Below are 26,876 nucleotides of genomic sequence, written 5' to 3'. Positions count from 1 at the left end.
TCGTGCCCCCTCCGACGACCCGCGTGTGGGCATCAGCACACTCCTCCCCCGCAGGTCAACAGCAAGTTGACGCCCCTTCCAACCCCGTGGTGGACTGCCGGAGCCATGTACGGCGGCAGGAGAGGAAGCCGGTGCGAATCCGGCGCGGTCCCGCCACTGTCACCGGGGTAGACAACCCCGGGAGCCAGGAACTCTCACCGCCGGTCTCGTCGAACCAGGGCGTGGACACCCTGAGTGAGGACATATCGCCATGCTCGGCTGCCGTTCGAGGTCCCGTACCAGCGCAGTGTCCGACTCAGCGACCGGCTGAGCCGATGCGTGCCGATCGCGTCTTCGCGTACGGCGCCGCCGCCGGCCTTCTCGGCGACCATCTGCTCGGCGATCCCCGCCGCGGGCATCCGGTCGCCGCGTTCGGCCGCGCCGCAGGTGCCGTGGAACAGCTGTTGTGGCGCGACCACCGAGGCTGGGGCGCCCTGCACACCGCCGTGTGCGTGGGCGGCACCGTCTCCCTCGCCACCGTAGCCACTTCGGCCCTGCGACCGTCCCGTACGGCCTCTGCCGCCCTCACCGCCGCCGCCACCTGGGCGGTCGTCGGCGGGACCTCGCTCGCGCGCGAGGCCGGGACCATCGGGCGGGCGCTGGAGGCCGGTGACATCGAGGCCGCGCGGGCGCGCCTGCCGCACCTCTGCGGCCGCGACCCGCAGGCCCTCGACGCCGACGGGATCGCCCGGGCCGTCGTCGAGTCCGTCGCCGAGAACACCTCCGACGCGGTGGTGGGCGCCCTGGTGTGGGGCGGCATCGCGGGTGTCCCGGGTCTGCTCGGCTTCCGGGCCGTGAACACCCTGGACGCCATGGTCGGCCACAAGTCGGCCAAGTACCGTCGCTACGGCTGGGCTTCGGCCCGCCTCGACGACGTGGCCGGCTGGCCGGGCGCCCGCCTCACCGCCGCCCTCGCGACCGTTGCGGGCGGCGACCCGCGCGGTGCCGTACACGCCTGGCGCACCGACGCCCGCAAGCACCCGAGCCCCAACGCCGGTCCCGTGGAGGCCTCCTTCGCGGGTGCCCTCGGCGTGCGACTGGGCGGGACGCTCTCCTACGGCGGCCGGGTCGAGCACCGGCCCGTGCTCAACGGCGACGGGCGCGCCGTCGCCGTACCGGACATAGACCGTGCCGTACGGCTGTCCCGGCGCGTCGGCTGGCTCGCGTTCGGGGTCAGTGTCGCCGGGCGGCTGCTGGTGAAGGGACGGAAGTCATGAGCGGCGGCGGGCTGTTGGTCGCGGGCACCACCTCGGACGCCGGGAAGAGTGTCGTCACCGCCGGGATCTGCCGGTGGCTGGTGCGGCAGGGCGTGAAGGTCGCGCCCTTCAAGGCGCAGAACATGTCCCTCAACTCGTTCGTCACGCGCGAAGGTGCCGAGATCGGCCGGGCGCAGGCCATGCAGGCGCAGGCCTGCCGCATCGAGCCGACCGCGCTGATGAATCCCGTGCTGCTGAAGCCGGGCGGCGACCGCACCAGTCAGGTCGTGCTCATGGGCAGGCCCGTGGGCGAGATGAGTGCGCGCGGCTATCACGGCGGGCGGCAGGAGGCGCTGCTCGGCACCGTGCTGGACTGTCTCGCCGAGTTGCGGGGCACGTATGACGCGGTGATCTGCGAGGGGGCGGGCAGTCCCGCCGAGATCAATCTGCGGCGGACCGACATCGTCAACATGGGTATCGCACGCAATGCCGGGCTACCCGTTCTTGTCGTCGGGGACATCGACCGCGGCGGCGTCTTCGCCTCCTTCTTCGGGACCGTCGCACTGCTCGGCCCGGAGGATCAGGCCCTCGTCGCCGGGTTCCTCGTCAACAAGTTCCGGGGCGATGTGTCTCTCCTGGAGCCGGGGTTGGAGATGCTGCACGGCCTCACCGGGCGCCGGACGTACGGCGTGCTGCCGTTCCGGCACGGGCTCGGCATCGACGAGGAGGACGGGCTGCGCATCTCGCTGCGCGGGACCGTCCGCGAGTCCAGCACCGCGCCGCCGGTCGGCGAGGACGTGCTGCGGGTCGCCGTCTGCGCGATCCCGCTCATGTCCAACTTCACGGACGTGGACGCGCTGGCCGCCGAACCGGGTGTCGTGGTGCGGTTCGTGGACCGGGCGGAGGAGCTGGCCGACGCCGATCTCGTCGTGATCCCCGGGACCCGGGGGACGGTGCAGGCGCTGGAGTGGCTGCGGGAGCGCGGTCTCGCCGACGCCCTCGTCCGCAGGGCCGCCGAACAGCGGCCGATCCTCGGCGTCTGCGGCGGCTTCCAGATCCTCGGCGAGCACATCGACGACGAGGTCGAGAGCCGGCGGGGCTCGGTCGACGGACTCGGAGTACTTCCCCTGCGCGTGCGGTTCGCGCACGAGAAGACCCTCACCCGACCCGTCGGCGAAGCCCTCGGCGAGCGGGTGGAGGGGTACGAGATCCATCACGGTGTCGCCCAACTGACCGGCGGGGAAGCCTTCTTGGACGGCTGCCGGGTCGGTCGGACCTGGGGCACCCACTGGCACGGTTCGCTGGAGTCGGACGGGTTCCGGCGGGCGTTCCTGCGCGAGGTGGCCGCCGCCGCGGGGCGCCGGTTCGTACCGGCCGCCGACACCTCGTTCGCCGCGCTGCGCGAGGAGCAGCTCGACCGGCTCGGCGACCTGATCGAACAGCACGCGGACACGGACGCGCTGTGGCGGCTCATCGAGTCCGGCGCGCCACAAGGACTGCCTTTCATTCCACCGGGAGCGCCCGCATGAGCACAGTGTTGTTGTTGTCGACCGCCGACACGGATCTGCTGGCGGCGCGTGCCTCCGGCGCCGGGTACCGGATCGGCAACCCGTCCCGCGTGGACGCCTCCGAGGAGTTGCCCGCGCTCCTCGCCGGCGCGGACATCGCCGTCGTACGGCTGCTCGGCGGCAAGCGGGCCTGGGAGGACGGGCTCGCCGCGCTCAAGGCCTCGGGTATCCCGACCGTGCTGCTGGGCGGGGAGACCGTCCCCGACGCCGAGCTGATGGCCGAGTCGTCGGTACCGGCGGGTGTGGTGGCCGAGGCGTTGCGCTATCTCGTCGAGGGCGGGCCTGACAACCTCACCGAACTCGCCCGCTTCCTCTCGGACACCGTGCTGCTCACGGGCGAGGGCTTCGAAGCGCCGCAGAAGATGCCCGAGTTCGGCGTCCACGGCGAGCGTGCCTTCGTCGAGGGCCGCCCGACCGTCGGCGTGCTCTTCTACCGGGCGCATCACCTCTCCGGCAACACGGCCTTCGTGGACACCCTGTGCGAACAGATCGAGGCGAAGGGCGCCAACGCCCTTGCCGTGTACTGCGGTTCGCTGCGCGGTGCCGACTCCGGGCTGTACGAGATCCTCGGCAGGGCGGACGCCCTGATCGCCACCGTCCTCGCCGCGGGCGGTACGCACGCCTCGCAGGCCTCGGCCGGCGGTGACGAGGAGGCCTGGGACATCGGCGCGCTCGCCGACCTCGACGTGCCTGTGCTGCAAGGACTCTGCCTTACGTCGTCCCGCTCGGCCTGGGACGAGTCCGACGCCGCCCTCTCCCCCATGGACGCGGCGATGCAGGTCGCGATCCCCGAGTTCGACGGGCGGCTGATCACCGTCCCCTTCTCCTTCAAGGAGCAGGGCCCGGACGACGTCCCGGTCTACGTCGCCGACCCCGAGCGGGCCGCGCGGGTCGCCGGAATCGCCGTACGGCACGCGAAGTTGAAGCACAAGCCGAACGCCGAGAAGAAGCTCGCGGTCGTCTTCACCGCCTACCCGACCAAGCACTCGCGCGTCGGCAACGCGGTCGGCCTGGACACGCCCGCGTCGGCGATCCGGGTGCTGGACGCGCTGCGGGACGCCGGGTACGGAGTCGACGAACACCCCGACAACGGGGACGAGTTGATCCACCGGCTCATCAATGCCGGTGGGCATGACGTGGAGTGGCTCACCGAGGAGCAGCTGGCCGCCGCGCCCGCGCGGGTACCGCTCGCCGACTACCGGGCATGGTTCGACAAGCTCGAACCCGACCTCAGGCAGAGGATGTCGGACGCGTGGGGCGAGCCGCCGGGCAGCCTCTACGTCGACGGCGACGACATCGTGCTCGCGTCCCTCCAGTTCGGGAACGTCGTCGTGATGATCCAGCCGCCGCGCGGCTTCGGGGAGAACCCGATCGCGATCTACCACGACCCCGACATGCCGCCGTCGCACCACTACATGGCCGCGTACAGGTGGCTGGACGACAGCTTCGGCGCGGACGCGATCATCCACATGGGCAAGCACGGCACCATGGAATGGCTGCCCGGCAAGGGACTTGGGCTCAGCAGTGGCTGTGCGCCGGACGCCGTACTCGGTGAACTCCCCCTGATCTACCCGTTCATCGTGAACGACCCGGGCGAGGGCACCCAGGCCAAGCGGCGCGGGCACGCCACGGTCGTCGACCACCTGGTGCCGCCGATGGCGCGTGCCGACACGTACGGCGACCTGGCGAAGCTGGAGCAACTCCTCGACGAGTACGCCCTGGTGTCCGACCTGGACCCGACGAAGGCACCGGCCGTCCGCGCGCAGATCTGGACGCTGGTGAAGGCGGCCGAGCTGCACCACGACCTGCATGTGGACGACCAGCCGGACGACGCGGCGTTCGACGAGTTCGTGATGCACATCGACGGCTATCTGTGCGAGATCAAGGATGTGCAGATCCGCGACGGCCTGCACATCCTCGGCGGCGGCCCGGTCGGCGAGGCTCGTGTGAACCTCGTGCTGGCCGTGCTGCGCGCCTCGCAGGTGTGGGGCGGACAGGCCAACGCGCTGCCGGGGCTACGGGCTTCGCTGGCGGAGCATTTCGGGCTCGACGAGAAGGAGTTGCTGGCCGAGCCCGGCGCTCCCCTGAAGGTGCCGGTGGAGCTGACGGATCTCGTCGAGGGACCGGCCCGTTCGGCGGCCGACGCGATCGATCTGCTGGAGCAGCTGTGCCGCCGGTTCGCGGAGGGCATGGAGGCCCAGGAGTGGGACGTCACCGCCGTCCCGGCGCTCGTGCGTTCCGTCATCGGCGCCGAACTCCCGGCCGCCGTGGCGGTGTTGGAGTTCGCCTGCGACGAGGTGGTCCCCCGGCTCACCCGCACCACCGACGAGATCGACCACATCCTCAAGGCCCTGGACGGCGGTTACGTCCCGGCGGGGCCTTCGGGCTCCCCGACCCGCGGGCTGGTCAACGTCCTGCCGACCGGCCGCAACTTCTACTCGGTCGACCCCAAGGCCATTCCGTCCAGGCTGAGTTGGGAGGTCGGGCAGGCGCTGGCGGACTCGCTCGTGCAGCGGTACCTCCAGGACAACGGCGAGTTCCCCAAGTCCGTCGGCCTCACGGTGTGGGGCACTTCGGCGATGCGCACCCAGGGCGACGACATCGCCGAGATCCTCGCGCTGCTGGGCTGCCGTCCGGTCTGGGACGACGCCTCGCGCCGGGTGACCGGCTTCGAGATCGTGCCGGTCACGGAGCTGGGCCGGCCGCGCATCGATGTCACGGTGCGCATCTCCGGCTTCTTCCGGGACGCGTTCCCGCACGTCGTCGGACTGATCGACGACGCGGTACGGGCCGTGGCCGACCTGCCGGAACCCCCCGAGTCCAACTACGTCCGCGCGCACGCCGACGAGGACACCGCCGAGCACGGCGACCGCCGCCGTGCGACGGCCCGCATCTTCGGTTCCAAGCCGGGCGCGTACGGCGCCGGTCTGCTGCCGCTGATCGACGCCCGCAACTGGCGCAGCGACGCGGACCTCGCCGAGGTGTACGCGGTGTGGGGCGGCTACGCCTACGGGCGCGGCCTGGACGGGCGGGCGGCACGCGGGGACATGGAGACGGCGTTCCGCCGAATCGCCGTAGCGGCGAAGAACGTCGACACCCGTGAGCACGACCTCGTCGACGCCGACGACTACTTCCAGTACCACGGCGGCATGGTCGCCATGGTCCGCCACCTCACCGGCGCCTCCCCCGAGGCGTACGTCGGCGACTCGGCGACTCCGGACCAGGTGAAGACGCGCACGCTCGGCGAGGAGACCCACCGGGTATTCCGCGCCCGGGTGGTCAACCCCCGCTGGATGGCAGCGATGCGGCGGCACGGCTACAAGGGCGCCTTCGAGATGGCGGCGACCGTCGACTACCTCTTCGGCTACGACGCGACGGCCGGGGTCGTCGACGACTGGATGTACGAGAAGCTCAGCGCGGAGTACGTCTTCGCCCCGGAGAACCGGGACTTCATGAAGAAGTCCAACCCGTGGGCGCTGCGCGGCATCACGGAACGGCTCCTCGAAGCCGCCGAGCGCGGTCTGTGGGCCGGGCCGGACGCGGACACGCTGGAGCGACTGCGGGCCACCTATCTGGAGCTCGAAGGCGACCTGGAGGGCGACGACCAGTGACAACTCCCTTTCCGTTCACGGCCGTTGTCGGCCAGGACGACCTGCGGCTCGCGCTGCTGCTGAACGCCGTGTCGCCGGCGGTCGGCGGGGTGCTGGTGCGCGGCGAGAAGGGCACGGCCAAGTCGACGGCCGTACGCGCCCTTTCGGCGCTGCTGCCGGAGGTCGCCGTCGTCCCCGGCTGCCGTTTCTCCTGCGACCCCGCCGCACCCGACCCGGCCTGCCCGGACGGACCGCACGAGACCGGACCCGGCACCCAACGCCCGGCCCGCATGGTCGAGTTGCCGGTCGGCGCCTCCGAGGACCGGCTCGTCGGCGCGCTCGACATCGAGCGGGCGCTCGCCGAGGGCGTCAAGGCCTTCGAGCCGGGCCTGCTGGCCGACGCGCACCGCGGCATCCTCTACGTCGACGAGGTCAACCTCCTCCACGACCACCTGGTCGACCTGCTGCTGGACGCGGCGGCGATGGGCGCGTCGTACGTCGAACGCGAGGGCGTCTCCGTCCGGCACGCCGCCCGCTTCCTGCTCGTCGGCACCATGAACCCCGAAGAGGGCGAACTGCGCCCGCAGTTGCTCGACCGCTTCGGGCTGACCGTGGAAGTAGCGGCCTCGCGGGAGCCCGATCAGCGGGTCGAGGTCGTCCGGCGCAGGCTCGCCTACGACGACGATCCGGCCGGATTCACCGAGCGCTGGGCGGACGAGGAGTCCTCCGTACGGGCCCGGATCATCGCCGCGCGTGCGCTGTTGCCGTCCGTGCGGCTGGGCGACGGGGCGCTGCGGCAGATCGCGGCGACCTGTGCCGCCTTCGAGGTGGACGGTATGCGTGCCGACATCGTGATGGCGCGTACGGCGACCGCGCTGGCCGCCTGGGCCGGGCGGACCGACGTGCTCGCCGAGGACGTACGGCAGGCCGCGCTGCTCGCGCTGCCGCACCGCAGGCGGCGAAATCCCTTCGACGCGCCGGGACTTGACGAGAACAAGCTCGACGACACGTTGGAGGAGTTCGCCGAGCAGGAGCAGGCGCCCGAAGACGACGATCCCGGGCCGGACGGCCCGGGTGGCGGCGGTGGGCAATCGCCCGAGGACGACTCGGACGGCCCTCAGGGCGGCGACACCGGTGCGCAGCCGGAGGCCGGCGAGGGCGGTCGGCCGCAGAACTCCGGGGAGCAGCAGCCCGTACGCGCCTCCGAACCCTTCCGCACCAAGGCGTTGAGCGTGCCGGGCATCGGCGAGGGTGCCGCCGGGCGGCGCTCGCGGGCGCGGACCGAGCACGGGCGGACCACGGGGGCCCGGCGGCCCCGAGGGGCGCTCACCAAGCTGCACTTGGCGGCGACCGTGCAGGCGGCGGCACCGCATCAGCTGGCGCGTGGGCGGGCCGGGCGCGGTCTGGTCGTGCGCCGGGACGATCTGCGGCAGGCGACGCGGGAGGGGCGTGAGGGCAACCTCGTGCTGTTCGTCGTGGATGCCTCCGGGTCGATGGCGGCCCGGCAGCGGATGAGCGCGGTCAAGGGCGCCGTACTGTCGCTGCTGCTCGACGCGTATCAACGGCGGGACAAGGTGGGTCTGGTGACCTTCCGGGGGTCCGCCGCCGATGTCGCCCTGCCGCCGACCTCCTCCGTGGACGCCGCCGCCGTACGGCTGGAGTCGTTGCCGACCGGTGGGCGGACTCCGCTCGCGGCCGGGCTGCTGAAGGCGCGGGACGTGCTGCGGGTGGAGCGGTTGCGGGATCCCGCGCGGCGGGCGCTGGTGGTCGTGGTGACCGACGGGCGGGCCACCGGTGGTCCTGAGCCGGTCGCGCTGGCCGGGCGGGCGGCGCGGTTGTTCGCGGCCGACGGGGTCGCCTCCGTGGTCGTGGACTGCGAGTCCGGGCCCGTACGGCTGGGTCTGGCACGGCAGTTGGCCGGTGAGCTGGAGGGTACGGCGGTGACGCTGGACGAGTTGCGGGCCGACTCGATCGCCGGGCTGGTCAAGGACGTACAGAGGAGGGCCGCGTAATGCCGCAGGGGCAGCCGAGTGTCGTACCGGACGACGGACTGACGACCCGTCAGCGGCGCAACCGGCCGTTGGTGGTCGTGCACACGGGCATCGGGAAGGGCAAGTCCACCGCCGCCTTCGGGCTGGCGTTGCGGGCCTGGAACCAGGGGTGGCCGATCGGGGTGTTCCAGTTCGTCAAGTCGGCGAAGTGGAAGGTCGGCGAGGAGAACGCCCTTCGGGTGCTGGGGGCTTCCGGCGAGGGCGGGTCCGTCGACTGGCACAAGATGGGCGAGGGCTGGTCCTGGGTGCAGCGCGACTCCCAGATGGACAACGAGGAGAAGGCGCGCGAGGGCTGGGAGCAGGTCAAGCGGGATCTCGCCGCCGAGACGTACCGGCTGTACGTGCTCGACGAGTTCGCGTACCCGATGCACTGGGGCTGGGTCGACACGGACGAGGTGATCTCCGTACTGCGGGACCGTCCGGGGACGCAGCACGTGGTGATCACCGGGCGGAACGCGCCGGAGAAGCTGGTCGACTTCGCCGATCTCGTGACCGACATGTCGAAGGTCAAGCACCCGATGGACACGGGGCAGAAGGGGCAGAGGGGCATCGAGTGGTGATGTCTTCCGTGCCTCGGCTGGTCATTGCCGCGCCCTCATCGGGCAGCGGCAAGACCACCGTCGCCACGGGGCTGATGGCCGCGTTCGCCGCGCGGGGGCTCGCCGTGTCCCCGCACAAGGTCGGGCCGGACTACATCGACCCCGGGTACCACGCGCTCGCCACCGGGCGGGTGGGGCGGAACCTCGACGCGTACCTGTGCGGGCCGGAGTTGGTCGGTCCGCTGTTCGCGCACGGGTCGCGGGGGTGTGATCTCGCCGTCGTCGAGGGTGTGATGGGGATGTTCGACGGGGCCGCGGGCGAAGGGGAGTTGGCGTCCACGGCCCAGGTGGCGAAGCTGCTGCGGGCGCCGGTCGTACTGGTCGTCGACGCGTCCTCGCAGTCCCGGTCCGTCGCCGCGCTGGTGCACGGGTTCGCGTCCTGGGATCCGGAGGTGCGGGTCGGGGGCGTGATCCTCAACAAGGTCGCGTCGGACCGGCACGAGGCGCTGTTGCGGGAGGCGTTGGACTCGGCGGGGGTGCCGGTGCTGGGTGTGCTGCGGCGGGCGCCGCAGGTGGACACGCCGTCGCGGCATCTGGGGTTGGTGCCGGTCGCCGAGCGGCGGGCTGCGGCGGTGGATGCGGTCGCGGCGATGGGGGCACAGGTGTCCGCCGGGTGTGATCTTGAGGGGTTGATGGCGCTGGCACGTAGTGCCGGTGCGTTGTCCTGTGCGGCTTGGGCTGCGGCTGAGGCTCTGGCTTCTTCGCCCCCGCCGCCCCTGCCCTCCCCCACTCTCGGCTTCGTTCGAGCGGGGGGACCCCCATCGTCCCTGGGGGCTGCGCCCCCAGACTCCCGCTTCGGCCCCGAAGGGGCCTCGTCCTCGAACGCCGGACGGGCTGAGCATGCACAACCTCGCTCAAGAGTCGCCGTCGCCGGCGGCCCCGCCTTCACCTTCTCCTACGCCGAGCACACCGAGCTCCTCACCGCCGCCGGTGCCGAGGTCGTCGTGTTCGACCCCCTCCGCGACGAGCAACTCCCGGACGGGACAAGCGGGTTGGTCGTCGGGGGCGGGTTCCCCGAGGTGTACGCGGCCGAGTTGTCGGCCAACGAGCCGTTGCGCAATGCCGTCTCCGCCCTCGCGGAGAGTGGCGCTCCCGTGGCCGCCGAGTGTGCCGGACTGCTGTATCTGTGCCGGGAGTTGGACGGTCGGCCGATGTGCGGGGTGCTCGATGCCACCGCGCGGATGAGCGAGCGGCTGACCCTGGGGTATCGGGACGCCGTCGCACTGAGCGACAGTGTGCTGGCCGTGGCCGGGACGCGGATGCGCGGGCACGAGTTCCACCGGACCGTCGTCGAGCCCGGCTCGGGGGCGGCTCCCGCCTGGGGGATGCACGCCCCCGAGCGGCGGGTCGAAGGTTTCGTACAACAGGGTGTGCACGCGAGTTATCTGCACACGCACTGGGCGGCCGAGCCCGGTGTGGCCCGTCGGTTCGTGGAGAGGTGCCGGACGTCATGAGCAGCAGCAGGTTGATCGGAGTCGGGGTGGGTCCCGGCGATCCGGAGCTGGTGACCGTCAAGGGCGTCAACGCTCTGCGGGAGGCGGATGTCGTCGTCGTGCCCGTGATGGACACGGGTGAGCGGGGGCGGGCCGAGGCCACCGTGCTGCACTATGTGCCCCAGGAGAAGGTGCTGCGGGTCGTGTTCGCGCTCAACGAGCGGACCGACCGGGCGCGGCGCGAGGCCGCCTGGGACGCGGCGGGGGCGAAGGTGGCCGAGCTGCTCGCCGCGCATCCCGTCGTCGCGTTCGCCACCATCGGGGACCCGAACGTCTACTCCACCTTCACCTATCTCGCCCTGACCATCGGGGAGTCGGTGCCGGGAGTGGTGGTCGAGACCGTGCCCGGGATCACCGCGATGCAGGATCTCGCCGCGCGTTCCGGGGCCGTACTCACCGAAGGGACCGAGCCGTTGACGCTCGTGCCGGTGACCGCCGGGTCCGCCGTGCTCAAGGACGCGCTGGCCGGGCCGGGGACGGTCGTGGCGTACAAGTTCGGGCGGCAGGCGGCCGAGGTCGCCGAGGCGCTGCGGGAGACCGGGCGGATCGGGGACGCGGTGTGGGGGTCGGCGCTCGGGCTGCCCGAGGAGTCGATCCGGCCGGCCGCCGAACTGGACGGGGAGCCGCTGCCCTATCTGTCGACGCTCATCGCCCCCGCGCGGCGCGAGGGCGGGCGGGGCGGGAAACTGTGACGACCCGAAGATCAGGCGGCCAGGCCGACCACCAGCCAGATGAACGCCGCTCCGGCGACCGTGCACAGCAGAGTCGCGGGTGCGGGGTGTTCGTGGTGGGCCTCGGGGAGGATCTCGGCGGCGGCGAGGTAGAGGAGCACGCCTCCGAAGAAGCCGAGATAGCCGCCGAGCAGCGGGGCCGGGATGGTCAGGTACGCCGTCGAGGCGGCGCCGGCCACCGGGGCCGCCGCGTCCGCGACCAGCATCGCGATCGCCTTGCGGCGGGCGTTGCCGTACAGGCTCGTGATCGTGTACGTGTTGAAGCCGTCCGCGAAGTCATGGGCGATGACGGCGAGCGCGACCGCCGTGCCCATGCCACCGCCCACCTGGAACGCGGCGCCGATCGCGACCCCGTCCATGAAGCTGTGGCCGACCATCGCGGCAGCCGCCGTGAGGCCGACCTCGGGCGCGCGCCCGTTGCTCTCGTCGGCTCCGTGCGCGGCCTGGCGGGCGGCGAGCGTGCGTTCGACCAGATGGGCCACGAGGAAGCCGGCCACGAAGAGCAGCAGGGCGGCCGGTACGCCGAAGACCTCGCGGCCCGCCGCGCGCAGCGCCTCCGGCAGCAGGTCGAGGCCGACCACGCCCAGCATCAGGCCGCCGGCCAGGCCCAGGACGAGATGGCGGCGGTCGGTCACGCGCTGTGCCGTCCAGCCGCCGGCCAGCGTCATCAGGAACGCGCCGAGCGCGACGAAGACCGCCATAGTCCCCTTGCTATCCGATCAACCCCTGTTCGCGCACATCCTGGACCACTCCGCCCCCACGTGCACTGACGTTCCCGTTCTGTTTGTCCCGCTTGAGAGGATCCGACCCCATGGCCGATGCCGCTGCCCCCACCGGCAAGGTGACCTTCGTCGGTGCCGGCCCCGGCGCCGCCGACCTGCTGACGTTCCGTGCCGCGCGCGCCATCGCCGAGGCCGACGTGGTGATCTGGGCGGCCAGCCTGGTCCAGGCGGAGGTCCTCGACCACGCGCGCGAGGGCGCCGAGATCCTGGACTCGGCCACGATGTCCCTGGAGGACGTCGTCGCCGTGTACGAGCGGGCCGTGGCGGAGGGGCTGCGTGTCGCCCGCATCCACTCCGGCGATCCCGCCCTGTGGGGCGGTACGCAGGAACAGCTCGACCGGTGCCGTGCGATCGGCATCGAGACCGAGATCGTGCCCGGCGTCTCCGCGTTCTCCGCCGTGGCCGCCCTCGCCCAGCGCGAGCTGACGATCCCCGAGGTCGCGCAGTCCGTCGTCCTCACCCGGCTCGGCGGCGGCAAGACGCCGATGCCTCCCGGGGAGGAGGTGCGGGAGTTCGCGCGCCACGGTACGACCATGGCGATCTTCCTGTCGGCCGCGCGCAGTGGGCAGTTGGTGCGTGAACTGCTGGAGGGCGGCTATCCGACGGACACCCCGGTCGTCGTCGCCTACCAGGCGACCTGGCCCGAGGAACTGATCGTGCGTTGCACGGTCGGCACGCTGGAGGAGACGGTCAAGGAGCACAAGCTCTGGAAGCACACCCTCTTCCTGGTCGGCCCGGCCCTCGGCGCCCACGGCACCCGCTCGCACCTGTACCACCCCGGCCATTTCCACGGCTACCGCAAGGCCGACCCGGAGGCCCGCCGGGCCCTGCGCTCGCGGGGTGCGAGCACGTGATCACGGTCGTCGGTACGGGGACGGGCACGCCGGTCGCGGACGACGTGCTCGCCGCTGCCCGGCTCGTCGTCGGCGGCCGGCGCCATCTGGCCGCCGCCACGCTCCCGGACGGTGCCGAGCAGATCGTCCTCGGCCCCCTCGCGCCCGCCCTCGACACCATCGAGGCGTACGTCGGGAAGGGCGAGCCGGTCGTCGTGCTGGCCTCCGGGGACCCCGGGTTCTTCGGAATCGCACGGGCGCTGGCGGAACGCTTCGGCGCCGACGCCCTCGACGTACGGCCCGGTGTCTCCTCCGTCGCCACCGCCTTCGCCCGCGCCGGCCTGACCTGGGACGACGCGGTCGTGGTGAGCGCGCACGGCCGCGATCTCCGTACGGCGGTCAACGCATGCCGCGCGCATCCCAAGGTCGCCGTGCTCACCGGACCGGGCGCCGGACCCGCCGAACTGGGCGCCGCCCTCACCCACCGCACCACCGGACGCGTCCTCGTCGTCGCGTCCGCGCTGGGCTCCGGGGAGGAACAGGTGGAACGGGTCACGCCCGCCGAGGCCGCCGCCCGCGACTGGGGTACGGCGGCGAGCGTGATCCTGTGCCTCGACGAGTCGCGGGGCCCGGGTGGCGTGCGGACGGTCGCGGGGGCCGCCGTCGGGCCGGCCCAATGGGCTTTGGACGAGCGGGAGTTCGAGCACCGGGACTCGATGATCACCAAGTTCGAGGTACGGGCGCTGGCGCTGGCCCGGCTCGGGCCGCGGCTCGGCGAACTGGTCTGGGACATCGGCTCCGGGTCCGGTTCGGTGGCCGTCGAGTGCGCCCGGCTCGGCGCCGCCGTCACCGCCGTCGAGAAGACCCGGGACGGTGTCGAGCGCATCCGCGCCAACGCCGAGGCGCACGGCGTCGACGTGCACACCGTGCACGGAGCGGCGCCGACCGTGCTGTCCGACCTGGACGACCCCGACGCCGTGTTCGTCGGCGGGGGCGGGCGCGAACTGCCCGCCATCGTCACCGCGTGCGCTCGACGGGCCCGGCGGACCGTGGTCGTCGCGATGGCCGCGCTCGACCGGGTACCGGCGGTGCGCGAGGCGCTCGGCGGTGCCGGACTCGCGGTCGACGGAGTGCTGTTGCAGTCGTCCCGGCTCGCGCCGCTGCCGGGGGACGTGACCCGGCTGGCGGCGACCAACCCCGTTTTTCTGCTGTGGGGCGTCCGGCCTCCGGCATCTGTTGAAGGAGTTGCTCAGTGATCGGCCTCATCTCCGCCACCGCGGCGGGAGCGACGGCGCGGGACCGGCTGGCCGCCGCGTGGCCGGACCGTACGCGCGTGTACGAGGGTCCCGTCGGGGACGCCGTCCGGGCCGCGTTCGCGGAGTGCGAGCAGCTGGTCTGTTTCCTCGCCACGGGGGCCGTGGTACGCCTGATCGCCCCGCTGCTGGGCGACAAGCGGACCGACCCCGGAGTCGTGTGCGTGGACGAGGGCGGCCGCTTCGCCGTGTCGCTGGTCGGCGGGCACGACGGCGGGGCCAATGAACTCGCCTTGGAGGTGGGCGAGTTGCTGTCCGCACAGCCCGTCGTCACCACGGCCACGGACGCGGTCGGCGTGCCAGGCCTGGACACCCTCGGGTTCCCGGTGGAGGGGGACGTCGCCGGGGTGTCGCGGGCTCTGCTCGACGGCGAACCGGTGGCCCTGGAGGCCGAGTTGGCGTGGCCGCTGCCGCCGCTGAAGGTGTCGGACCACGGCGCCCACGTCGTCCGGGTCACCGATCGCGCCGTGGAGCCCGCGGAGCGGGAGGTCGTACTCCGGCCGCCGTCGCTCGTCGTCGGGGTCGGCGCATCCAGGGGGGCGCCGGTGGACGAGGTGCTGGGGCTCGTCGAGGGCGCGGTGCGTGACGCCGGGCTGTCCCTCGCGTCCCTCGCCGAACTCGCCACCGTCGACGCCAAGTCGGACGAGCCCGGCATCGTCGAGGCGGCCCGGCGGCTCGGGGTGCCGCTGGTGACGCACTCCGCCGAGGAGTTGGCGGCCGTGCAGGTGCCCAATCCGTCCGAGGCGCCCCTCGCCGCCGTGGGAACCCCGTCCGTGGCGGAGGCCGCCGCGCTCGTGGGCGGGGGCGAACTCCTCGTCCCCAAGAGGAAGTCGGAGCGCGCCGACGGGCGGCCCGCGATGGCGACCTGTGCCGTCGTACGGCGGCTCGCGCGCGGGCGGCTCGCGGTGGTCGGGCTCGGACCCGGCGCCCGGGACCTGCTCACCCCGCGCGCCAAGGCCGAACTCCGGCGCGCTGCCGTGCTGGTGGGGCTCGACCAGTACGTCGACCAGATCCGCGATCTGCTGCGGCCCGGGACGCTGGTCCTGGAGTCGGGGCTCGGCGCCGAGGAGGAGCGGGCCCGTACCGCCGTGGCCGAGGCGCGCAAGGGCCGGGCGGTCGCGCTGATCGGCAGCGGTGACGCCGGGGTGTACGCGATGGCCTCGCCCGCGCTGGCGGAGGCTTCGGACGACATCGACGTGGTCGGAGTCCCGGGCGTGACGGCGGCGCTCGCCGCCGCCGCGATCCTCGGGGCGCCCCTCGGCCACGACCATGTGTCGATCAGCCTCTCCGATCTGCACACGCCGTGGGAGATCATCGAGCGCCGGGTGCGGGCCGCGGCCGAGGCGGACATCGTGGTGACGTTCTACAACCCCCGCAGCCGGGGCCGCGACTGGCAGCTCCCGAAGGCGCTGGCGATCCTCGCCGAGCACCGGGAGCCGGCCACGCCGGTCGGTGTCGTACGGAACGCCTCGCGGCCGGACGAATCCAGCCGTCTGACGACACTGGCGGCGCTGGATCCGGCGATGGTGGACATGATGACGGTGGTGACCGTCGGCAACACGGCCACCCGGGACATCGCCGGACGCATGGTGACACCGCGCGGGTACCGCTGGCAGGCTCCGCAGGAGGTGGTCAAGTGATCAGCGTGGACCGTGTCGTCCATCCGATCGAGGTGGAGTCCTACCGGCGGATGCGCGCCCGCCTGAACACCTCGCAGCTCCCGCCGCTGACCCGCGCGGTCGTGGAGCGGGTCGTCCACTCCGCCGCCGATCTGGAGTACGCGACCGATCTCGTCCTGGACGAGGGCGAGTTGGCGAAGGCGCACAGTGCGCTGCACGCGGGGGCGTCAGTGGTCGTGGACGTGGCGATGGTCGCGGCCGGGATCACGCGGCTCAAGACCGTGTGCCGGCTCAAGGACGCCAAGTCCGGTCCCGGGCTGACGCGTTCGGCGCACGCGATCCGGCTCGCCTACGAGGAGGTCGGGCCCGGCGCCCTGTGGGTGATCGGCAACGCGCCCACCGCACTGGAGGAGTTGCTGACGCTGGACGCCTCCCCCGCGCTGGTCATCGGGCTGCCCGTCGGTTTCGTCGGCGCGGTCGAGTCCAAGGCAGCGTTGCGCGAGAGCGGGCTGCCCGCCGTGAGCAACGTGTCCGAGAAGGGCGGTTCGGCAGTTGCCGCGGCTGCCCTCAACGCCCTTCTGTACCACTCCACTTCACCATCCGAATCACCGTCCGAGGAGACATCGTGACCACCCCGCCGCCCGCCCTGCTCATCGCCGGACACGGCACCCGGGACGAGGCCGGAGCCGAGGCGTTCCGGTCCTTCGTACGGGAGTTGGGCCGCCGTCACCCCGAACTGCCCGTCGCGGGCGGGTTCATCGAGCTGTCGCCGCCGCCGCTGGGCGACGCGGTGACCGAGCTGGTGGAGCGCGGGGTGCGCCGGTTCGCCGCCGTACCGCTGATGCTGGTGTCCGCCGGGCACGCCAAGGGGGACATCCCGGCGGCGCTGGCCCGGGAGAAGGAACGGCACACGGGGATCTCCTACACGTACGGCCGTCCGCTGGGCCCGCACCCGTCGCTGCTGAAGGTGCTGGAGCGGCGGCTCGACGAGGCGCTCGGCGAGTCGGCACGGACGCCCGAGGACCGGGCCGATGTGACCGTGCTCCTCGTGGGGCGCGGGTCGACGGACCCAGACGCCAACGCGGAGGTGCACAAGGCGGCGCGCCTGCTGTGGGAGGGGCGGGGCTATGCGGGCGTGGAACCGGCGTTCGTGTCGCTGGCGGCGCCGGACGTGCCGAGCGGCCTGGACCGGTGTGTGAAGCTGGGCGCGCGGCGGATAGTCGTACTGCCGTACTTCCTGTTCACGGGCATCCTGCCGGAGCGGGTACGGCAGCAGACGGAGGGCTGGGCGGCGGCGCACCCGGAGACCGAGGTACGGTCGGCCGAAGTCATCGGTCCGGAGCCGGAGTTGCTCGACCTTGTCATGGAGCGGTACCGGGAGGCGGTCAAGGGTGATCTGCGGATGAACTGCGACTCGTGCGTGTACCGCATCGCGCTGCCCGGATTCGAGGACAAGGTGGGGCAGCCGCAGCAGCCGCACTTCCATCCGGACGACGACGGTCACGACGGCCACCACCACGGGCATCACCATCACGGTGGGCACGCCCATGCACACTGACAGAGCCCACGATCCCGCGGACAGCGCGCACGACCCCGCGCACGGAGCCCACGATCTCCGTCATCACGGTGACGCCGAAGTCCGTGACGACGGCGCCCGGTTGATCGACCTCGCGGTGAACGTCCGCGCGGACACGCCCCCGACGTGGCTGCGCGAGCGAATAGCCGGCTCGCTGACAGGTCTCGCCGCCTACCCCGACGGGCGGGCGGCGCGGGCGGCGGTCGCGGCGCGGCACGGGCTGCCGGTGGACCGCGTACTGCTGACGGCGGGCGCCGCCGAGGCGTTCGTGCTGCTCGCCCGCGCGCTGAAGGTCCGTCAGCCGGTGGTCGTGCACCCGCAGTTCACGGAGCCGGAGGCGGCGCTGCGGGACGCGGGGCACGCGGTGGAGCGGGTGCTGCTGCGGGAGGCGGACGGTTTCCGGCTGACCCCGGAGGCCGTCCCCGAGGGCGCGGACCTGGTGCTGATCGGCAACCCGACGAACCCCACGTCGGTCCTCCACCCCGCGGCTTCGATCGCCCGACTCGCCCGCCCGGGGCGGACGTTGGTGGTGGACGAGGCGTTCATGGACGCGGTGCCGGGTGAGCGCGAGGCGCTCGCGGGCCGCACGGACATCCCCGGCCTGGTGGTGTTGCGCAGTCTGACGAAGACGTGGGGTCTGGCGGGGCTGCGGATCGGCTACGTCCTGGCCGCCCCCGAGACGATCTCGGAGTTGGAGCGGGCCCAGCCGCTGTGGCCGGTGTCCACGCCCGCGCTCGCCGCGGCGGAGGCGTGCATGGACGCACCGGCCCTCGCGGAGGCCGCGCACGCGGCCCACCGTATCGCCGCCGACCGGGACCATCTCGTCGCCGGACTGGCCGAGTTCGCCCCCGACGGCCTCCAGGTCATGGAACCCGCCGAGGGCCCCTTCGTCCTGGTCCGCGTCCCCGACGCGCTCGCCGTACGTCGGCATCTGCGCGACCTGGGCTTCGCGGTCCGGCGCGGGGACACGTTCCCCGGACTGGGCGAGCAGTGGCTACGGCTGGCGGTACGGGACCGGACGACGGTGAACCGTTTCCTGCAGGCGCTGGATCAGGCGGTGACGTTGTCGGGCCGGTGAGGGGGACCTTTGGGGCCCGCTTCTCAACCAACCGAGTCGGGTGGGTGGGAAAGGTAGTTGGCTCAGCCCCGACGGCGGCGCGCTGTCAGCACCGCTACCCCGCCCAGCGCCAGCAACACCACCGCCCCACCCGCGGCATACGGCGTCATGGAGCTACCCCCCGTCTCGGCCAACCCCTCCTCCACCGGAGCCCCCTGCGGTTTCACATCCGGCGTCGGCGCCGGCGACGGTGACTCACACGTTGCCCGCGCCAACGTCACCGTCCCCTCCACATCGGCCACGTTCAGCTTCAACGGGTTTACGGACACCTTGAGTTCAAGCGCGGTCGCAGCCGCCGTACGCGACGTGGTCGAGGTCTTGGACAAGTCGAGGCGCACCGACCCCACCCCCGGCACCCGAACCTCCGTAGGACCGCCGGCGGTCACCGTGACGCGCTTGCCGAGCACCGTCACCGCCCCCGGCAGATGCGACGTGGCGACCGGCGCCTTCCCCGCCTCACACGTCGCCTTGGACGTGACCGCGTCGAGTTCGATGAGCGAGAGCAACGGCAACCCTGGTACATGGAGCCGGACATGGGCGAGGTCGGTGTGCCCCTCGGCCTTCGTAGCGGACACCGTCGCCTTCGCCGTGGCGACGTCCGCACTGAGCACACTGAAGGACTGCCCGCCGTTCACGCCGTCCAACTGAGCGCTGAGCGCGGTCTTTTCGGCGGTCCGCGGTGCCTGGACCTCGTTGAGGGAGACCGAGAGCGGGACGTCCACGGTCTTGTTGAGCAGGGACACGTCGAGCCCGGTGCGCAGTACGACGGCGCTCGCGCGACCCTGGTCGGTGGTCGCGTGGGCGGAGCCCGCTCCGGCCAGCGTCGCGGGACCGGCGGCGAGGGCGGTGGCCGTGGCGACGGTGGCCCAACGGCGTGCGGGCATGCGGAAGTTGGTGCCGTTCAAGGTGTGGGACCCCCAGAAGAGACATGCTTGGGACCCGGTAAGAATTACCCACGAAGGGTGAACCGTCAGCGATCCTGCGTCACTTCACCCCATCGTGGGTTTTCCGTGAACGCATTCGAATCGGCTGGCGACTATTCGACCACCAGCCCGTTCAGCACCACCCGTCGCGGCGACGCCAGGACGCGCACATCGGCGCGCGGGTCCGACTCGTACACGACGAAGTCCGCCGACGCGCCCTCCTCGAGCCCGGGCCGCCCGAGCCACCGCCGAGCACCCCACGCGGTCGCCGACAGCGCCTCCGCGGCCGGGATGCCGGCGGTGACGAGTTCGGCGACCTCGGCGGCGACCAGGCCGTGGGCCAACGATCCCCCGGCGTCGGTGCCGACGTACACCGGGACGCCCGCGTCGTAGGCGGCGCGCACGGTGTCGTAGCGCCGCTCGTAGAGCCGGAGCATGTGGGCCGACCAGCTCGGATACCTGCTCTCGCCGCCTGCGGCGAGGTGCGGGAAGGTCGCGATGTTCACCAGGGTCGGAACGATCGCCACGCCCCGCGAGGCGAACAGCGGGATCAGGTCCTCGGTGAGGCCGGTCGCGTGCTCGATGCAGTCGATGCCCGCCTCGACGAGGTCGCGCAGCGCGTCCTCCGCGAAGCAGTGCGCGGTGACACGGGCACCGAGCCGGTGGGCCTCGGCGATCGCCGCCTCCACGGTCTCGCGCGGCCAGCAGGCCGACAGGTCGCCGAGGTCGCGGTCGATCCAGTCGCCGACCAACTTGACCCAGCCGTCGCCGCGTCGGGCTTCCTGGCCGACGTAGACGACGAGTTCGTCCGGTTCGATCTCGTGGGCGAAGTTGCGGATGTAGCGGCGGGTGCGGGCGATGTGCCGGCCGGCGCGGATGATCTTCGGGAGGTCCTCGCGGTCATCGATCCAGCGGGTGTCGGACGGCGAGCCGGCGTCGCGCAGCAGCAGGGTGCCGGCGTCGCGGTCGGTGAGGGCCTGCGTTTCGGCGGTGGCCGCGTCCACGGGGCCGTGGGGGCCGAGGCCGACGTGGCAGTGGGCGTCGACGAGGCCGGGGAGGGTCCAGCCGTCGACGGTTCGGATGTCACCGTCGTCGACGGGACGGTCGTAGGAGATGCGGCCGTCGATCACCCAGAGTTCGTCGCGGATGTCCTCGGGGCCCACCAGGACCCGGCCCTTTACGTGCAGCACCGGTTGATCGCTCATGGGACGCACGATAGTTCGTCGGGTGCGGGTCCCCTCAAGGGGCGCCGTCCTCGTCCTGTACCTCGGCCATCGCCGGGTCCAGCAGGCGTGACAGGAAGTGGCGGGTGCGTTCGTGTGTCGGGTTGGCGATGACCCGGTCCGGCGTGCCGTCCTCGACGATCACCCCGCCGTCCATGAACACCACCCGGTCGGCCACCTCACGCGCGAACGTCATCTCGTGGGTGACCACCATCATGGTCATGCCCTCGTTCGCGAGCATCCGCATGACCGCCAGTACGTCGCCCACCAGCTCCGGGTCGAGCGCGGAGGTCGGCTCGTCGAAGAGCATCACCTCGGGGTCCATCGCCAACGCCCGGGCGATCGCCACGCGTTGCTGCTGTCCGCCGGAGAGGGACGCGGGGTAGGCGGCGGCCTTCTCGGACAGGCCCACGCGGCGCAGGTTCTCGGCGGCCACCTTCTCCGCCGCCGCCCTGTCCCGGCGCAGGACCCGGCGTTGGGGCAGGGTGAGGTTCTCGGTGACGGACAGGTGCGGGAAGAGATTGAACTGCTGGAAGACCATGCCGATACGGCGGCGTACGGCGTCGATGTCGACATCGGGGTCGGTGACTTCGGTGCCGCCGACGAACACCCGCCCCTCGGTGGGTTCTTCGAGCAGGTTCACGCAGCGCAGCAGCGTCGACTTGCCGGAGCCGGACGGGCCGATGACGCACACCACCTCGCCCTGTCCGATCTCCAGGTCGATGCCGCGCAGCACCTCATTGGTGCCGAACGACTTGTGCAGGCCGCGCACTTCGATCTCGGGGTTCCCGGGCGGGGCGGTCATCGCACGGCCTCCCCGGTCTTCGTCTCCATACGGCGCACCACGAAGCTCAGCGGGATCGTGACGAGGAGATAGCACAGGCCCGCCACCAGGATGGGCGTGGAGTTGGCCGTCGTACTGGCCAAGTCCCTTCCGTATTTGGACAGTTCGCGTTCCTCCAGGGTGACGCCGAGGAACAGGACCAGGGAGGAGTCCTTGAAGAGGAGGACGAGTTCGTTGGTCAGGGGCGGCAGGATGATCCGGAACGCCTGTGGGACGACGATCGACACCATGGCCCGCGCCGGCGAGAAGCCGAGCGAACGGGCCGCCTCCAACTGGCCCTTGGGCACCGCCTGGATGCCGGCCCGGATCGTCTCCGCCATGTACGCCGCCGACACCAGGCCGAGCGCGAGGGCGACCTTGCCGTACGTGCCGCCGACGATCTCCGTGCCCGGGAAGGCGAGGGGAACCGCGACCCCGACGAAGATGAAGATCAGCAGGGCGGGCAGTCCCCGGAAGATCTCGATGTAGATACCGGCGAGCCAGCGGTACGGCCCGACGGAGGACAGCCGCATCAGCGCGACGATCATGCCGAGGACGAGCCCGAAGACGAAGCCGGACAGGGTGTAGAGCACGGTGTTCTTCAAGGCCAGTGTGATGACGTCGGGGAACATCTGCTTGGCGATGCCCCACTGCGCGAACTGGTTCTTCAGACGTCCCCAGTCGGCGGTGACCGCGAAGGCGATCACCGCGCCGAGGAACACGGTGTACTGAACTCCCCGGGACAGCCTGCGCCGTTGACGCCGCGTCAGCCCCTTTGCCCTGGGCTGGAGTTGGGTGTCCGTAGCGGTCATGAGGCCGAGGGCGAGGCGGCCGAGGCGTCGTACGGGCCGATCCACTTCTCGTACAGCTTCTTGTACGTCCCGTCGGCCTTCGCGTCCTTGATCGCCCTGTTGATGGCGGCGAGGAGTTTCGTGTTGCCCTTCTTGACCGTGAAGCCGTACTGCTCACCGGTGTTGAGGTTGTCCACGACCTGGAAGGCATCGGCGTTGGCCTTGGTCTTCAGCCAGCCCTGGACCACCGGGTAGTCGATGATGACGGCCTGGACCTGGCCGGTGCGCAGACCGTTGAGGACGGCGTCGGAGGACTCGAAGGAGACCGGGTCGAAGCCCTTGCTCTTCGCGTAGTCCTCGCCGGTGGTCTGCGCCTGCGCGCCGAGCTTCTTGCCCTTTGCCTTCACGTCGGCGAGGGAGGTGATCCCGCTCTTCCTGTCGACGAGGACGGCCTGCGTGGCATCGAAGTAGGGGTCGGAGAAGTCGACGTTCTTCTTGCGCTCGGCGGTGATGGTCATGCCCGCGGCGGCCAGGTCGCACTCGCCGGCGTTGAGGAAGGCACCGGTCTTGAAGTTCTCGAACGGGGTGTCCAGGATCGTCTGCTTCACGCCGAGGTCCCCCGCGACCAGGTCGATGAGGGAGACGTCGAAGCCCTGCACCTTGCCGTCGATCTCGGACTGGAAGGGCGGGTAGGGCAGGTGGGTGCAGGTGGTGAGCCGCCCGGCCTTGACGAGTTCGACGCCACCGGCTGCGGTCTTCGAACCGCTGCCGCCGCTGTCGCTCGACGTGCAGCCGGCCACGAGGACGAGTGCGGCCGTCGCGGTGGTGGCGGCCAGGGTGCGGGCCCGGCGGCCGAGGAGCGTGTTCACGGAGGCCTCCTGTGACGGAACTGTGGCTTCCGATTATTGGGAGGGGCGGGGCGGACCGCTCGTGGTGAGGTATCGGCAAGGGGGCCGTACGGGCTAAGAAGTCGCCGGTCAGGGGTGGCCCGGGGGCGCCGGTTACGCTCGTTCCCATCGATCCCCGGGACACCTTCGATCCCCGGGACACCTTCGGTCCCCGCGAGTGAAAGAGCACCGCCGTGACGCACCCCTTCCTCGACCTGGCCCCGCTGAGCGCCGCGCACTTCGCCTCGATCGAGGACCGGGTGGCCCGGCTGCTCGGCACCGAGCAGGACGTCGTGATCATGCAGGGCGAGGCGTTGCTGCCGCTGGAGGGCGCGATCCGTTCGACGGCCGGTCCCGGCACAGTCGCGCTGAACGTCGTCACCGGCCCCTACGGGCAGACCTTCGGGAACTGGCTGCGGGACTGCGGCGCCGAGGTGATCGACCTGGCCGTCCCCTTCCACACGGCGGTGACCGCAGACCAGATCCGGGAGGCCTTCGCGGAGCGCCCGGAGATCGACTTCGTGTCCCTGGTCCACGCGGAGGCCGCGACCGGCAACACCAACCCGGTCGCGGAGATCGGCGAGGTCGTACGCGCGCACGGCGCCCTCTTCTACCTCGACGCGGTCGCCTCCATCGGCGCGGAGCCGGTGCTGCCGGACGCGTGGGGGGTCGACCTGTGCGTGATCGGAGCGCAGAAGGCGATGGGCGGCCCTGCGGGTGTGTCGGCGGTGTCGGTGAGCGAGCGCGCGTGGTCGCGGATGGCCTCCAACCCCCGAGCCCCGCGCCGCTCGTACCTCTCCCTCCTCGACTGGAAGGACCGCTGGACCGACGCCGGCCGCAAGGCGCTGCCGCACGCCCCGGCCCAGTTGGAGATGCTGGCGCTGGAGGCCTGCGTCGAGCGGATCGAGGCGGAGGGCCTGGACACGGTGATGCGCCGGCACGCCGTAGCGGCTGCGGCGACAAGGGCGGGCGCGCTGGCCCTGGGCGGCGGCCTGGAGCCGTACGTCCACGACGCGTCCGAGGCCGCACCGGTCGCTACGACGCTCAGGACGCCGTCGGACGTCGTCGCGTCGGAGCTGGTGGCGAGGGCCCTGGCATCGGACCCCACGCTGCCGCTCGCGGCGGGCGGCGGCGCCCTGTCGAAGGAGATGATCCGGGTCAACCACTACGGGGTGGACGCGACGGCGGACGCGGTACAGAGCTCCTTGTCGGCACTGGGCACTGCGCTGGCCGAGCAGGGGGTGTCGGTGGACCCGGAGGGGGCTCGCACGGCCGTGGAAGGGGCGTGGCGGTAACCCTCGGCCGAGGTACCGCCGAGGGCTCCGCCCCCGGCCCCCCGATCGGCCTGAAGGGCCTCGTCCTCAAACGCCGGACGGGCTGGAGTGGCAGAGGTTCGCAGTAACAGGCCCCGAGGTCGAACGGAACTGGTTCCAGCGGGTGTTCGGGCTCGACGAGGAGCACTGCGCCCGGCCGGCGCCGGACGATCTCGGGCGGATCCCGGACGGGCCGCTCGCCGGCGTCGAGGTCAGTCTGCGGTGGGTGCTTATTCATATGGTCGAGGAGTACGCGCGGCACAACGGTCACGCCGATATCTTGCGGGAAAGCATCGACGGCATGACCGGCACCTAATTCGGATGTAATTCCGGAATTCTTCTGCCCGATTTCCGCGCACCTAAACGCAAATAATTCGCGTAGATCTCGTGAGGGTTACACCCTTGTGACCCGTTACACAGACAGTCCACTTCGCCCTTTATCTGCGGGACAAATATACGCATACCTCCCCTGTCCGCACGCGTGATAGCACAGCACAGCCCCAGACGTAACCCCGTCCCTCCATGCAATTTCGAATTTCCCTCGGTAAATTCAATTTGCATGACCGCCACCCGAGCAGACCTGCACATAGACCACCCCACGGTGGCCGACGGCGCCGCGCTCTGGCGTATTGCCAAGGACTCGAACGCCCTCGACCTGAACTCGTCGTACAGCTATCTGCTGTGGTGCCGGGACTTCGCCGGCACCTCCGCCGTCGTGCGGGACGAGCGCGGGGAACCGATGGGCTTCGTCACCGGCTACATCCCGCCCGACCGGCCCGGCACCCTGCTCGTGTGGCAGGTCGCCGTCGAGGCCGCACAGCGCGGCCGCGGGCTGGCCGCCCGGCTGCTCGACGGACTCACCGAGCGGGTCGCGGCCGAGTACGGCCTGACCGCGATCGAGACCACGATCACGCCGGGCAACACCGCGTCCGAGCGTCTCTTCGCCTCGTACGCCGAACGTCACGGCGCCACCGTCGAGCGCACGGTCCTCTTCGAGGCCGGTGACTTTCCGGACGGACCGCACGACCCCGAAGTGCTGTACCGGATCGGCCCGTTGAGTCTCTGAGGCCCCAGCCTCTGAGACTCCGCCCGCCCCGGCACCCCCACACCCCCTCTTAGGAGCGATTCGCGTGACCATCACCCAGCCCGATCTCAGCGTCTTCGAGACCCTGGAGTCCGAGGTCCGCAGCTACTGCCGCGGCTGGCCCACCGTCTTCGACCGGGCCCGGGGCAGCCGTATGTACGACGAGGACGGCCACGCCTACCTCGACTTCTTCGCGGGCGCCGGCTCGCTCAACTACGGGCACAACAACCCTGTCCTGAAACGGGCGTTGATCGACTACCTGGAGCGCGACGGCGTCACCCACGGGCTCGACATGTCGACCAGCGCCAAGCGCGCGTTCCTGCAGACCTTCCAGGACCTGGTGCTGCGCCCGCGCGACCTGCCGTACAAGGTGATGTTCCCGGGCCCGACCGGCACCAACGCCGTTGAATCCGCGCTGAAGCTGGCACGGAAGGTGAAGGGCCGCGAGTCGATCGTGTCGTTCACCAACGCCTTCCACGGGATGTCGCTGGGCTCACTCGCCGTGACCGGCAACGCCTTCAAGCGGGCCGGTGCCGGTATCCCGCTGGTGCACGGCACGCCGATGCCCTTCGACAACTACTTCGACGGCCAGGTCCCCGACTTCCTGTGGTTCGAGCGGCTGCTGGAGGACCAGGGCTCCGGTCTCAACAAGCCGGCCGCGGTGATCGTCGAGTCCGTGCAGGGCGAGGGCGGCATCAACGTCGCCCGCCCCGAATGGCTGCGCGCGCTCGCCGAGTTGTGCGAGCGCCAGGACATGCTTCTCATCGTCGACGACATCCAGATGGGCTGCGGACGCACCGGCGCGTTCTTCTCCTTCGAGGAGTCGGGGATCGTCCCCGACATCGTCACCGTCTCCAAGTCCATCAGCGGCTACGGCCTTCCGATGTCGCTGTGCCTGTTCAAGCCGGAGCTGGACATCTGGGAGCCGGGCGAGCACAACGGCACGTTCCGCGGCAACAACCCGGCGTTCGTCACGGCCACCGCCGCCCTGGAGACGTACTGGGCCGACGGCTCCGCGATGGAGAAGCAGACCCGCACCCGCGGCGAACAGGTCGAGCAGGGGCTGATCTCCATCACCGAGGAGAACCTCGCCGACGTCAAGGAGTACCGGGGCCGCGGACTGGTCTGGGGCATCGAGTTCAAGGACCCCGAGCGCGCCGGGCGGATCTGCGCCCGTGCCTTCGAACTCGGTCTGCTGGTCGAGACGTCGGGCCCGCAGGGCGAGGTCGTGAAACTGCTGCCCGCGCTGACCATCACCCCCGAGGAACTGGACGAGGGCCTCACCGTCCTCGCCCGCGCCGTACGGGAAACCGTCTGAGCAACCC

General features: G+C 71.6%; 22 protein-coding genes, 1 pseudogene and 1 riboswitch. Of the genes and pseudogenes, 17 read left to right on the top strand and 6 right to left on the bottom strand.

The genetic code is table 11. The features are described from left to right. Positions 1 to 72 precede the first annotated feature (72 nt). Positions 73 to 215, top strand: a riboswitch (cobalamin riboswitch). Between the two features lie 99 nt (positions 216 to 314). Genes AB0I51_RS25800 through cobI form a run of 7 tightly spaced genes read left to right on the top strand, consistent with a single transcriptional unit; the run spans position 315 to position 11,228 of the window. Further along, a complete protein-coding gene (locus AB0I51_RS25800; protein ID WP_362978912.1) occupies positions 315 to 1,256 on the top strand; it encodes a cobalamin biosynthesis protein in 942 nt (313 codons plus the stop codon). Continuing rightward, positions 1,253 to 2,764 (top strand): cobyric acid synthase, encoded by a 1,512-nt coding sequence (locus AB0I51_RS25795; protein ID WP_362978910.1) that lies wholly within the window; start codon positions 1,253 to 1,255, stop codon positions 2,762 to 2,764. Before AB0I51_RS25800 ends, AB0I51_RS25795 begins: the two co-directional genes overlap by 4 nt. Beyond that, positions 2,761 to 6,414 (top strand): cobaltochelatase subunit CobN, encoded by a 3,654-nt coding sequence (cobN, locus tag AB0I51_RS25790; protein ID WP_362978908.1) that lies wholly within the window; start codon positions 2,761 to 2,763, stop codon positions 6,412 to 6,414. Before AB0I51_RS25795 ends, cobN begins: the two co-directional genes overlap by 4 nt. After that, positions 6,411 to 8,405, top strand: a complete 1,995-nt coding sequence (locus tag AB0I51_RS25785; RefSeq protein ID WP_362978906.1) for a putative cobaltochelatase — start codon at positions 6,411 to 6,413, stop codon at positions 8,403 to 8,405. The genes cobN and AB0I51_RS25785 overlap by 4 nt, the downstream gene beginning before the upstream one ends. Beyond that, the gene (cobO, locus tag AB0I51_RS25780) at positions 8,405 to 9,004 is read left to right on the top strand and encodes a cob(I)yrinic acid a,c-diamide adenosyltransferase (protein ID WP_362978904.1); all 600 of its coding nucleotides are present in this window, start codon (positions 8,405 to 8,407) and stop codon (positions 9,002 to 9,004) included. The genes AB0I51_RS25785 and cobO overlap by 1 nt, the downstream gene beginning before the upstream one ends. After that, positions 9,004 to 10,497 (top strand): cobyrinate a,c-diamide synthase, encoded by a 1,494-nt coding sequence (locus AB0I51_RS25775; protein WP_362978902.1) that lies wholly within the window; start codon positions 9,004 to 9,006, stop codon positions 10,495 to 10,497. The genes cobO and AB0I51_RS25775 overlap by 1 nt, the downstream gene beginning before the upstream one ends. After that, positions 10,482 to 11,228: a precorrin-2 C(20)-methyltransferase gene (gene cobI, locus AB0I51_RS25770; protein WP_362978900.1), complete on the top strand. Its 747-nt coding sequence runs from the start codon at positions 10,482 to 10,484 to the stop codon at positions 11,226 to 11,228. The genes AB0I51_RS25775 and cobI overlap by 16 nt, the downstream gene beginning before the upstream one ends. A gap of 11 nt (positions 11,229 to 11,239) precedes the next feature. Here the strand turns inward: cobI and AB0I51_RS25765 are convergent, their stop codons facing one another. Continuing rightward, complete coding sequence (locus AB0I51_RS25765; RefSeq protein WP_362978898.1) at positions 11,240 to 11,968, bottom strand: ZIP family metal transporter; 729 nt, start codon at positions 11,966 to 11,968, stop codon at positions 11,240 to 11,242. A gap of 110 nt (positions 11,969 to 12,078) precedes the next feature. Here AB0I51_RS25765 and cobM point away from each other — a divergent pair, with 110 nt between their 5' ends. From cobM to cobC, 6 genes are read left to right on the top strand one after another with little or no spacing between them, the layout of a single operon-like run. Continuing rightward, positions 12,079 to 12,903 (top strand): precorrin-4 C(11)-methyltransferase, encoded by an 825-nt coding sequence (gene cobM, locus AB0I51_RS25760; protein WP_362978896.1) that lies wholly within the window; start codon positions 12,079 to 12,081, stop codon positions 12,901 to 12,903. Next, complete coding sequence (gene cbiE, locus AB0I51_RS25755; RefSeq protein WP_362978894.1) at positions 12,900 to 14,138, top strand: precorrin-6y C5,15-methyltransferase (decarboxylating) subunit CbiE; 1,239 nt, start codon at positions 12,900 to 12,902, stop codon at positions 14,136 to 14,138. The genes cobM and cbiE overlap by 4 nt, the downstream gene beginning before the upstream one ends. Next, positions 14,135 to 15,835, top strand: coding sequence for a precorrin-3B C(17)-methyltransferase (gene cobJ / locus AB0I51_RS25750; protein WP_362978892.1), 1,701 nt, complete (start codon positions 14,135 to 14,137; stop codon positions 15,833 to 15,835). The genes cbiE and cobJ overlap by 4 nt, the downstream gene beginning before the upstream one ends. 5 nt (positions 15,836 to 15,840) lie before the next feature. Then, positions 15,841 to 16,443: a precorrin-8X methylmutase gene (locus AB0I51_RS25745; RefSeq protein ID WP_362979036.1), complete on the top strand. Its 603-nt coding sequence runs from the start codon at positions 15,841 to 15,843 to the stop codon at positions 16,441 to 16,443. Continuing rightward, positions 16,440 to 17,372, top strand: coding sequence for a sirohydrochlorin chelatase (locus AB0I51_RS25740; protein WP_362978890.1), 933 nt, complete (start codon positions 16,440 to 16,442; stop codon positions 17,370 to 17,372). Before AB0I51_RS25745 ends, AB0I51_RS25740 begins: the two co-directional genes overlap by 4 nt. Further along, positions 17,362 to 18,468 carry an Rv2231c family pyridoxal phosphate-dependent protein CobC gene (gene cobC, locus AB0I51_RS25735; RefSeq protein WP_362978888.1) on the top strand — a complete coding sequence of 369 codons (1,107 nt, stop codon included), beginning with the start codon at positions 17,362 to 17,364 and terminating at the stop codon, positions 18,466 to 18,468. Before AB0I51_RS25740 ends, cobC begins: the two co-directional genes overlap by 11 nt. A 62-nt stretch (positions 18,469 to 18,530) precedes the next feature. On the opposite strand, the gene AB0I51_RS25730 is transcribed toward cobC, so the two are convergent. From AB0I51_RS25730 to AB0I51_RS25710, 5 genes are all read right to left on the bottom strand, one after another. Continuing rightward, complete coding sequence (locus AB0I51_RS25730; RefSeq protein ID WP_362978886.1) at positions 18,531 to 19,412, bottom strand: SCO1860 family LAETG-anchored protein; 882 nt, start codon at positions 19,410 to 19,412, stop codon at positions 18,531 to 18,533. 131 nt (positions 19,413 to 19,543) lie between these two features. Beyond that, a complete protein-coding gene (locus tag AB0I51_RS25725) occupies positions 19,544 to 20,635 on the bottom strand; it encodes an amidohydrolase family protein (RefSeq protein WP_362978884.1) in 1,092 nt (363 codons plus the stop codon). A gap of 34 nt (positions 20,636 to 20,669) precedes the next feature. Beyond that, a complete protein-coding gene (locus AB0I51_RS25720) occupies positions 20,670 to 21,458 on the bottom strand; it encodes an amino acid ABC transporter ATP-binding protein (protein ID WP_362978882.1) in 789 nt (262 codons plus the stop codon). Then, entirely contained in the window at positions 21,455 to 22,288 is an 834-nt protein-coding gene (locus AB0I51_RS25715; protein WP_362978880.1) for an amino acid ABC transporter permease, read from the bottom strand. The genes AB0I51_RS25720 and AB0I51_RS25715 overlap by 4 nt, the downstream gene beginning before the upstream one ends. Beyond that, a complete protein-coding gene (locus AB0I51_RS25710; protein WP_362978878.1) occupies positions 22,285 to 23,136 on the bottom strand; it encodes an ABC transporter substrate-binding protein in 852 nt (283 codons plus the stop codon). The genes AB0I51_RS25715 and AB0I51_RS25710 overlap by 4 nt, the downstream gene beginning before the upstream one ends. A gap of 212 nt (positions 23,137 to 23,348) precedes the next feature. On the opposite strand from AB0I51_RS25710, the gene AB0I51_RS25705 reads away from it, so the two are divergent. The 4 genes and pseudogenes from AB0I51_RS25705 to ectB all read left to right on the top strand — a co-directional run bounded on the left by AB0I51_RS25705 (position 23,349) and on the right by ectB (position 26,869). Next, on the top strand, positions 23,349 to 24,449 hold the full coding sequence (locus AB0I51_RS25705) for an aminotransferase class V-fold PLP-dependent enzyme (protein ID WP_362978876.1): 1,101 nt from the start codon (positions 23,349 to 23,351) through the stop codon (positions 24,447 to 24,449). A gap of 160 nt (positions 24,450 to 24,609) precedes the next feature. Then, positions 24,610 to 24,783 (top strand): annotated as a pseudogene (locus tag AB0I51_RS25700) (DUF664 domain-containing protein); the annotation flags it as partial. A gap of 243 nt (positions 24,784 to 25,026) precedes the next feature. Continuing rightward, positions 25,027 to 25,533: a diaminobutyrate acetyltransferase gene (ectA, locus tag AB0I51_RS25695; protein WP_362978874.1), complete on the top strand. Its 507-nt coding sequence runs from the start codon at positions 25,027 to 25,029 to the stop codon at positions 25,531 to 25,533. Between the two features lie 64 nt (positions 25,534 to 25,597). Beyond that, entirely contained in the window at positions 25,598 to 26,869 is a 1,272-nt protein-coding gene (gene ectB, locus AB0I51_RS25690; RefSeq protein WP_362978872.1) for a diaminobutyrate--2-oxoglutarate transaminase, read from the top strand. Positions 26,870 to 26,876 lie beyond the last annotated feature (7 nt).

This window comes from Streptomyces sp. NPDC050549, from assembly GCF_040655035.1.
Taxonomy (GTDB): Bacteria; Actinomycetota; Actinomycetes; order Streptomycetales; family Streptomycetaceae; genus Streptomyces.
Note: the sequence above shows the minus strand (reverse complement) of the source record. Positions and strands in the feature narration are given on the sequence as shown.

Excerpts from the sequence above, each read along its gene's own strand:
- AB0I51_RS25725 (WP_362978884.1), bottom strand. The coding sequence starts at position 20,635 with ATGAGCGATCAACCGGTGCTGCACGTAAAGGGCCGGGTCCTGGTGGGC.
- cobM (WP_362978896.1), top strand. The coding sequence starts at position 12,079 with ATGGCCGATGCCGCTGCCCCCACCGGCAAGGTGACCTTCGTCGGTGCC.
- AB0I51_RS25765 (WP_362978898.1), bottom strand. The coding sequence starts at position 11,968 with ATGGCGGTCTTCGTCGCGCTCGGCGCGTTCCTGATGACGCTGGCCGGC.
- AB0I51_RS25775 (WP_362978902.1), top strand. The coding sequence starts at position 9,004 with ATGTCTTCCGTGCCTCGGCTGGTCATTGCCGCGCCCTCATCGGGCAGC.
- ectA (WP_362978874.1), top strand. The coding sequence starts at position 25,027 with ATGACCGCCACCCGAGCAGACCTGCACATAGACCACCCCACGGTGGCC.
- AB0I51_RS25800 (WP_362978912.1), top strand. The coding sequence starts at position 315 with ATGCGTGCCGATCGCGTCTTCGCGTACGGCGCCGCCGCCGGCCTTCTC.
- cobC (WP_362978888.1), top strand. The coding sequence starts at position 17,362 with ATGCACACTGACAGAGCCCACGATCCCGCGGACAGCGCGCACGACCCC.
- AB0I51_RS25715 (WP_362978880.1), bottom strand. The coding sequence starts at position 22,288 with ATGACCGCTACGGACACCCAACTCCAGCCCAGGGCAAAGGGGCTGACG.
- AB0I51_RS25720 (WP_362978882.1), bottom strand. The coding sequence starts at position 21,458 with ATGACCGCCCCGCCCGGGAACCCCGAGATCGAAGTGCGCGGCCTGCAC.
- AB0I51_RS25795 (WP_362978910.1), top strand. The coding sequence starts at position 1,253 with ATGAGCGGCGGCGGGCTGTTGGTCGCGGGCACCACCTCGGACGCCGGG.
- cobO (WP_362978904.1), top strand. The coding sequence starts at position 8,405 with ATGCCGCAGGGGCAGCCGAGTGTCGTACCGGACGACGGACTGACGACC.
- cobN (WP_362978908.1), top strand. The coding sequence starts at position 2,761 with ATGAGCACAGTGTTGTTGTTGTCGACCGCCGACACGGATCTGCTGGCG.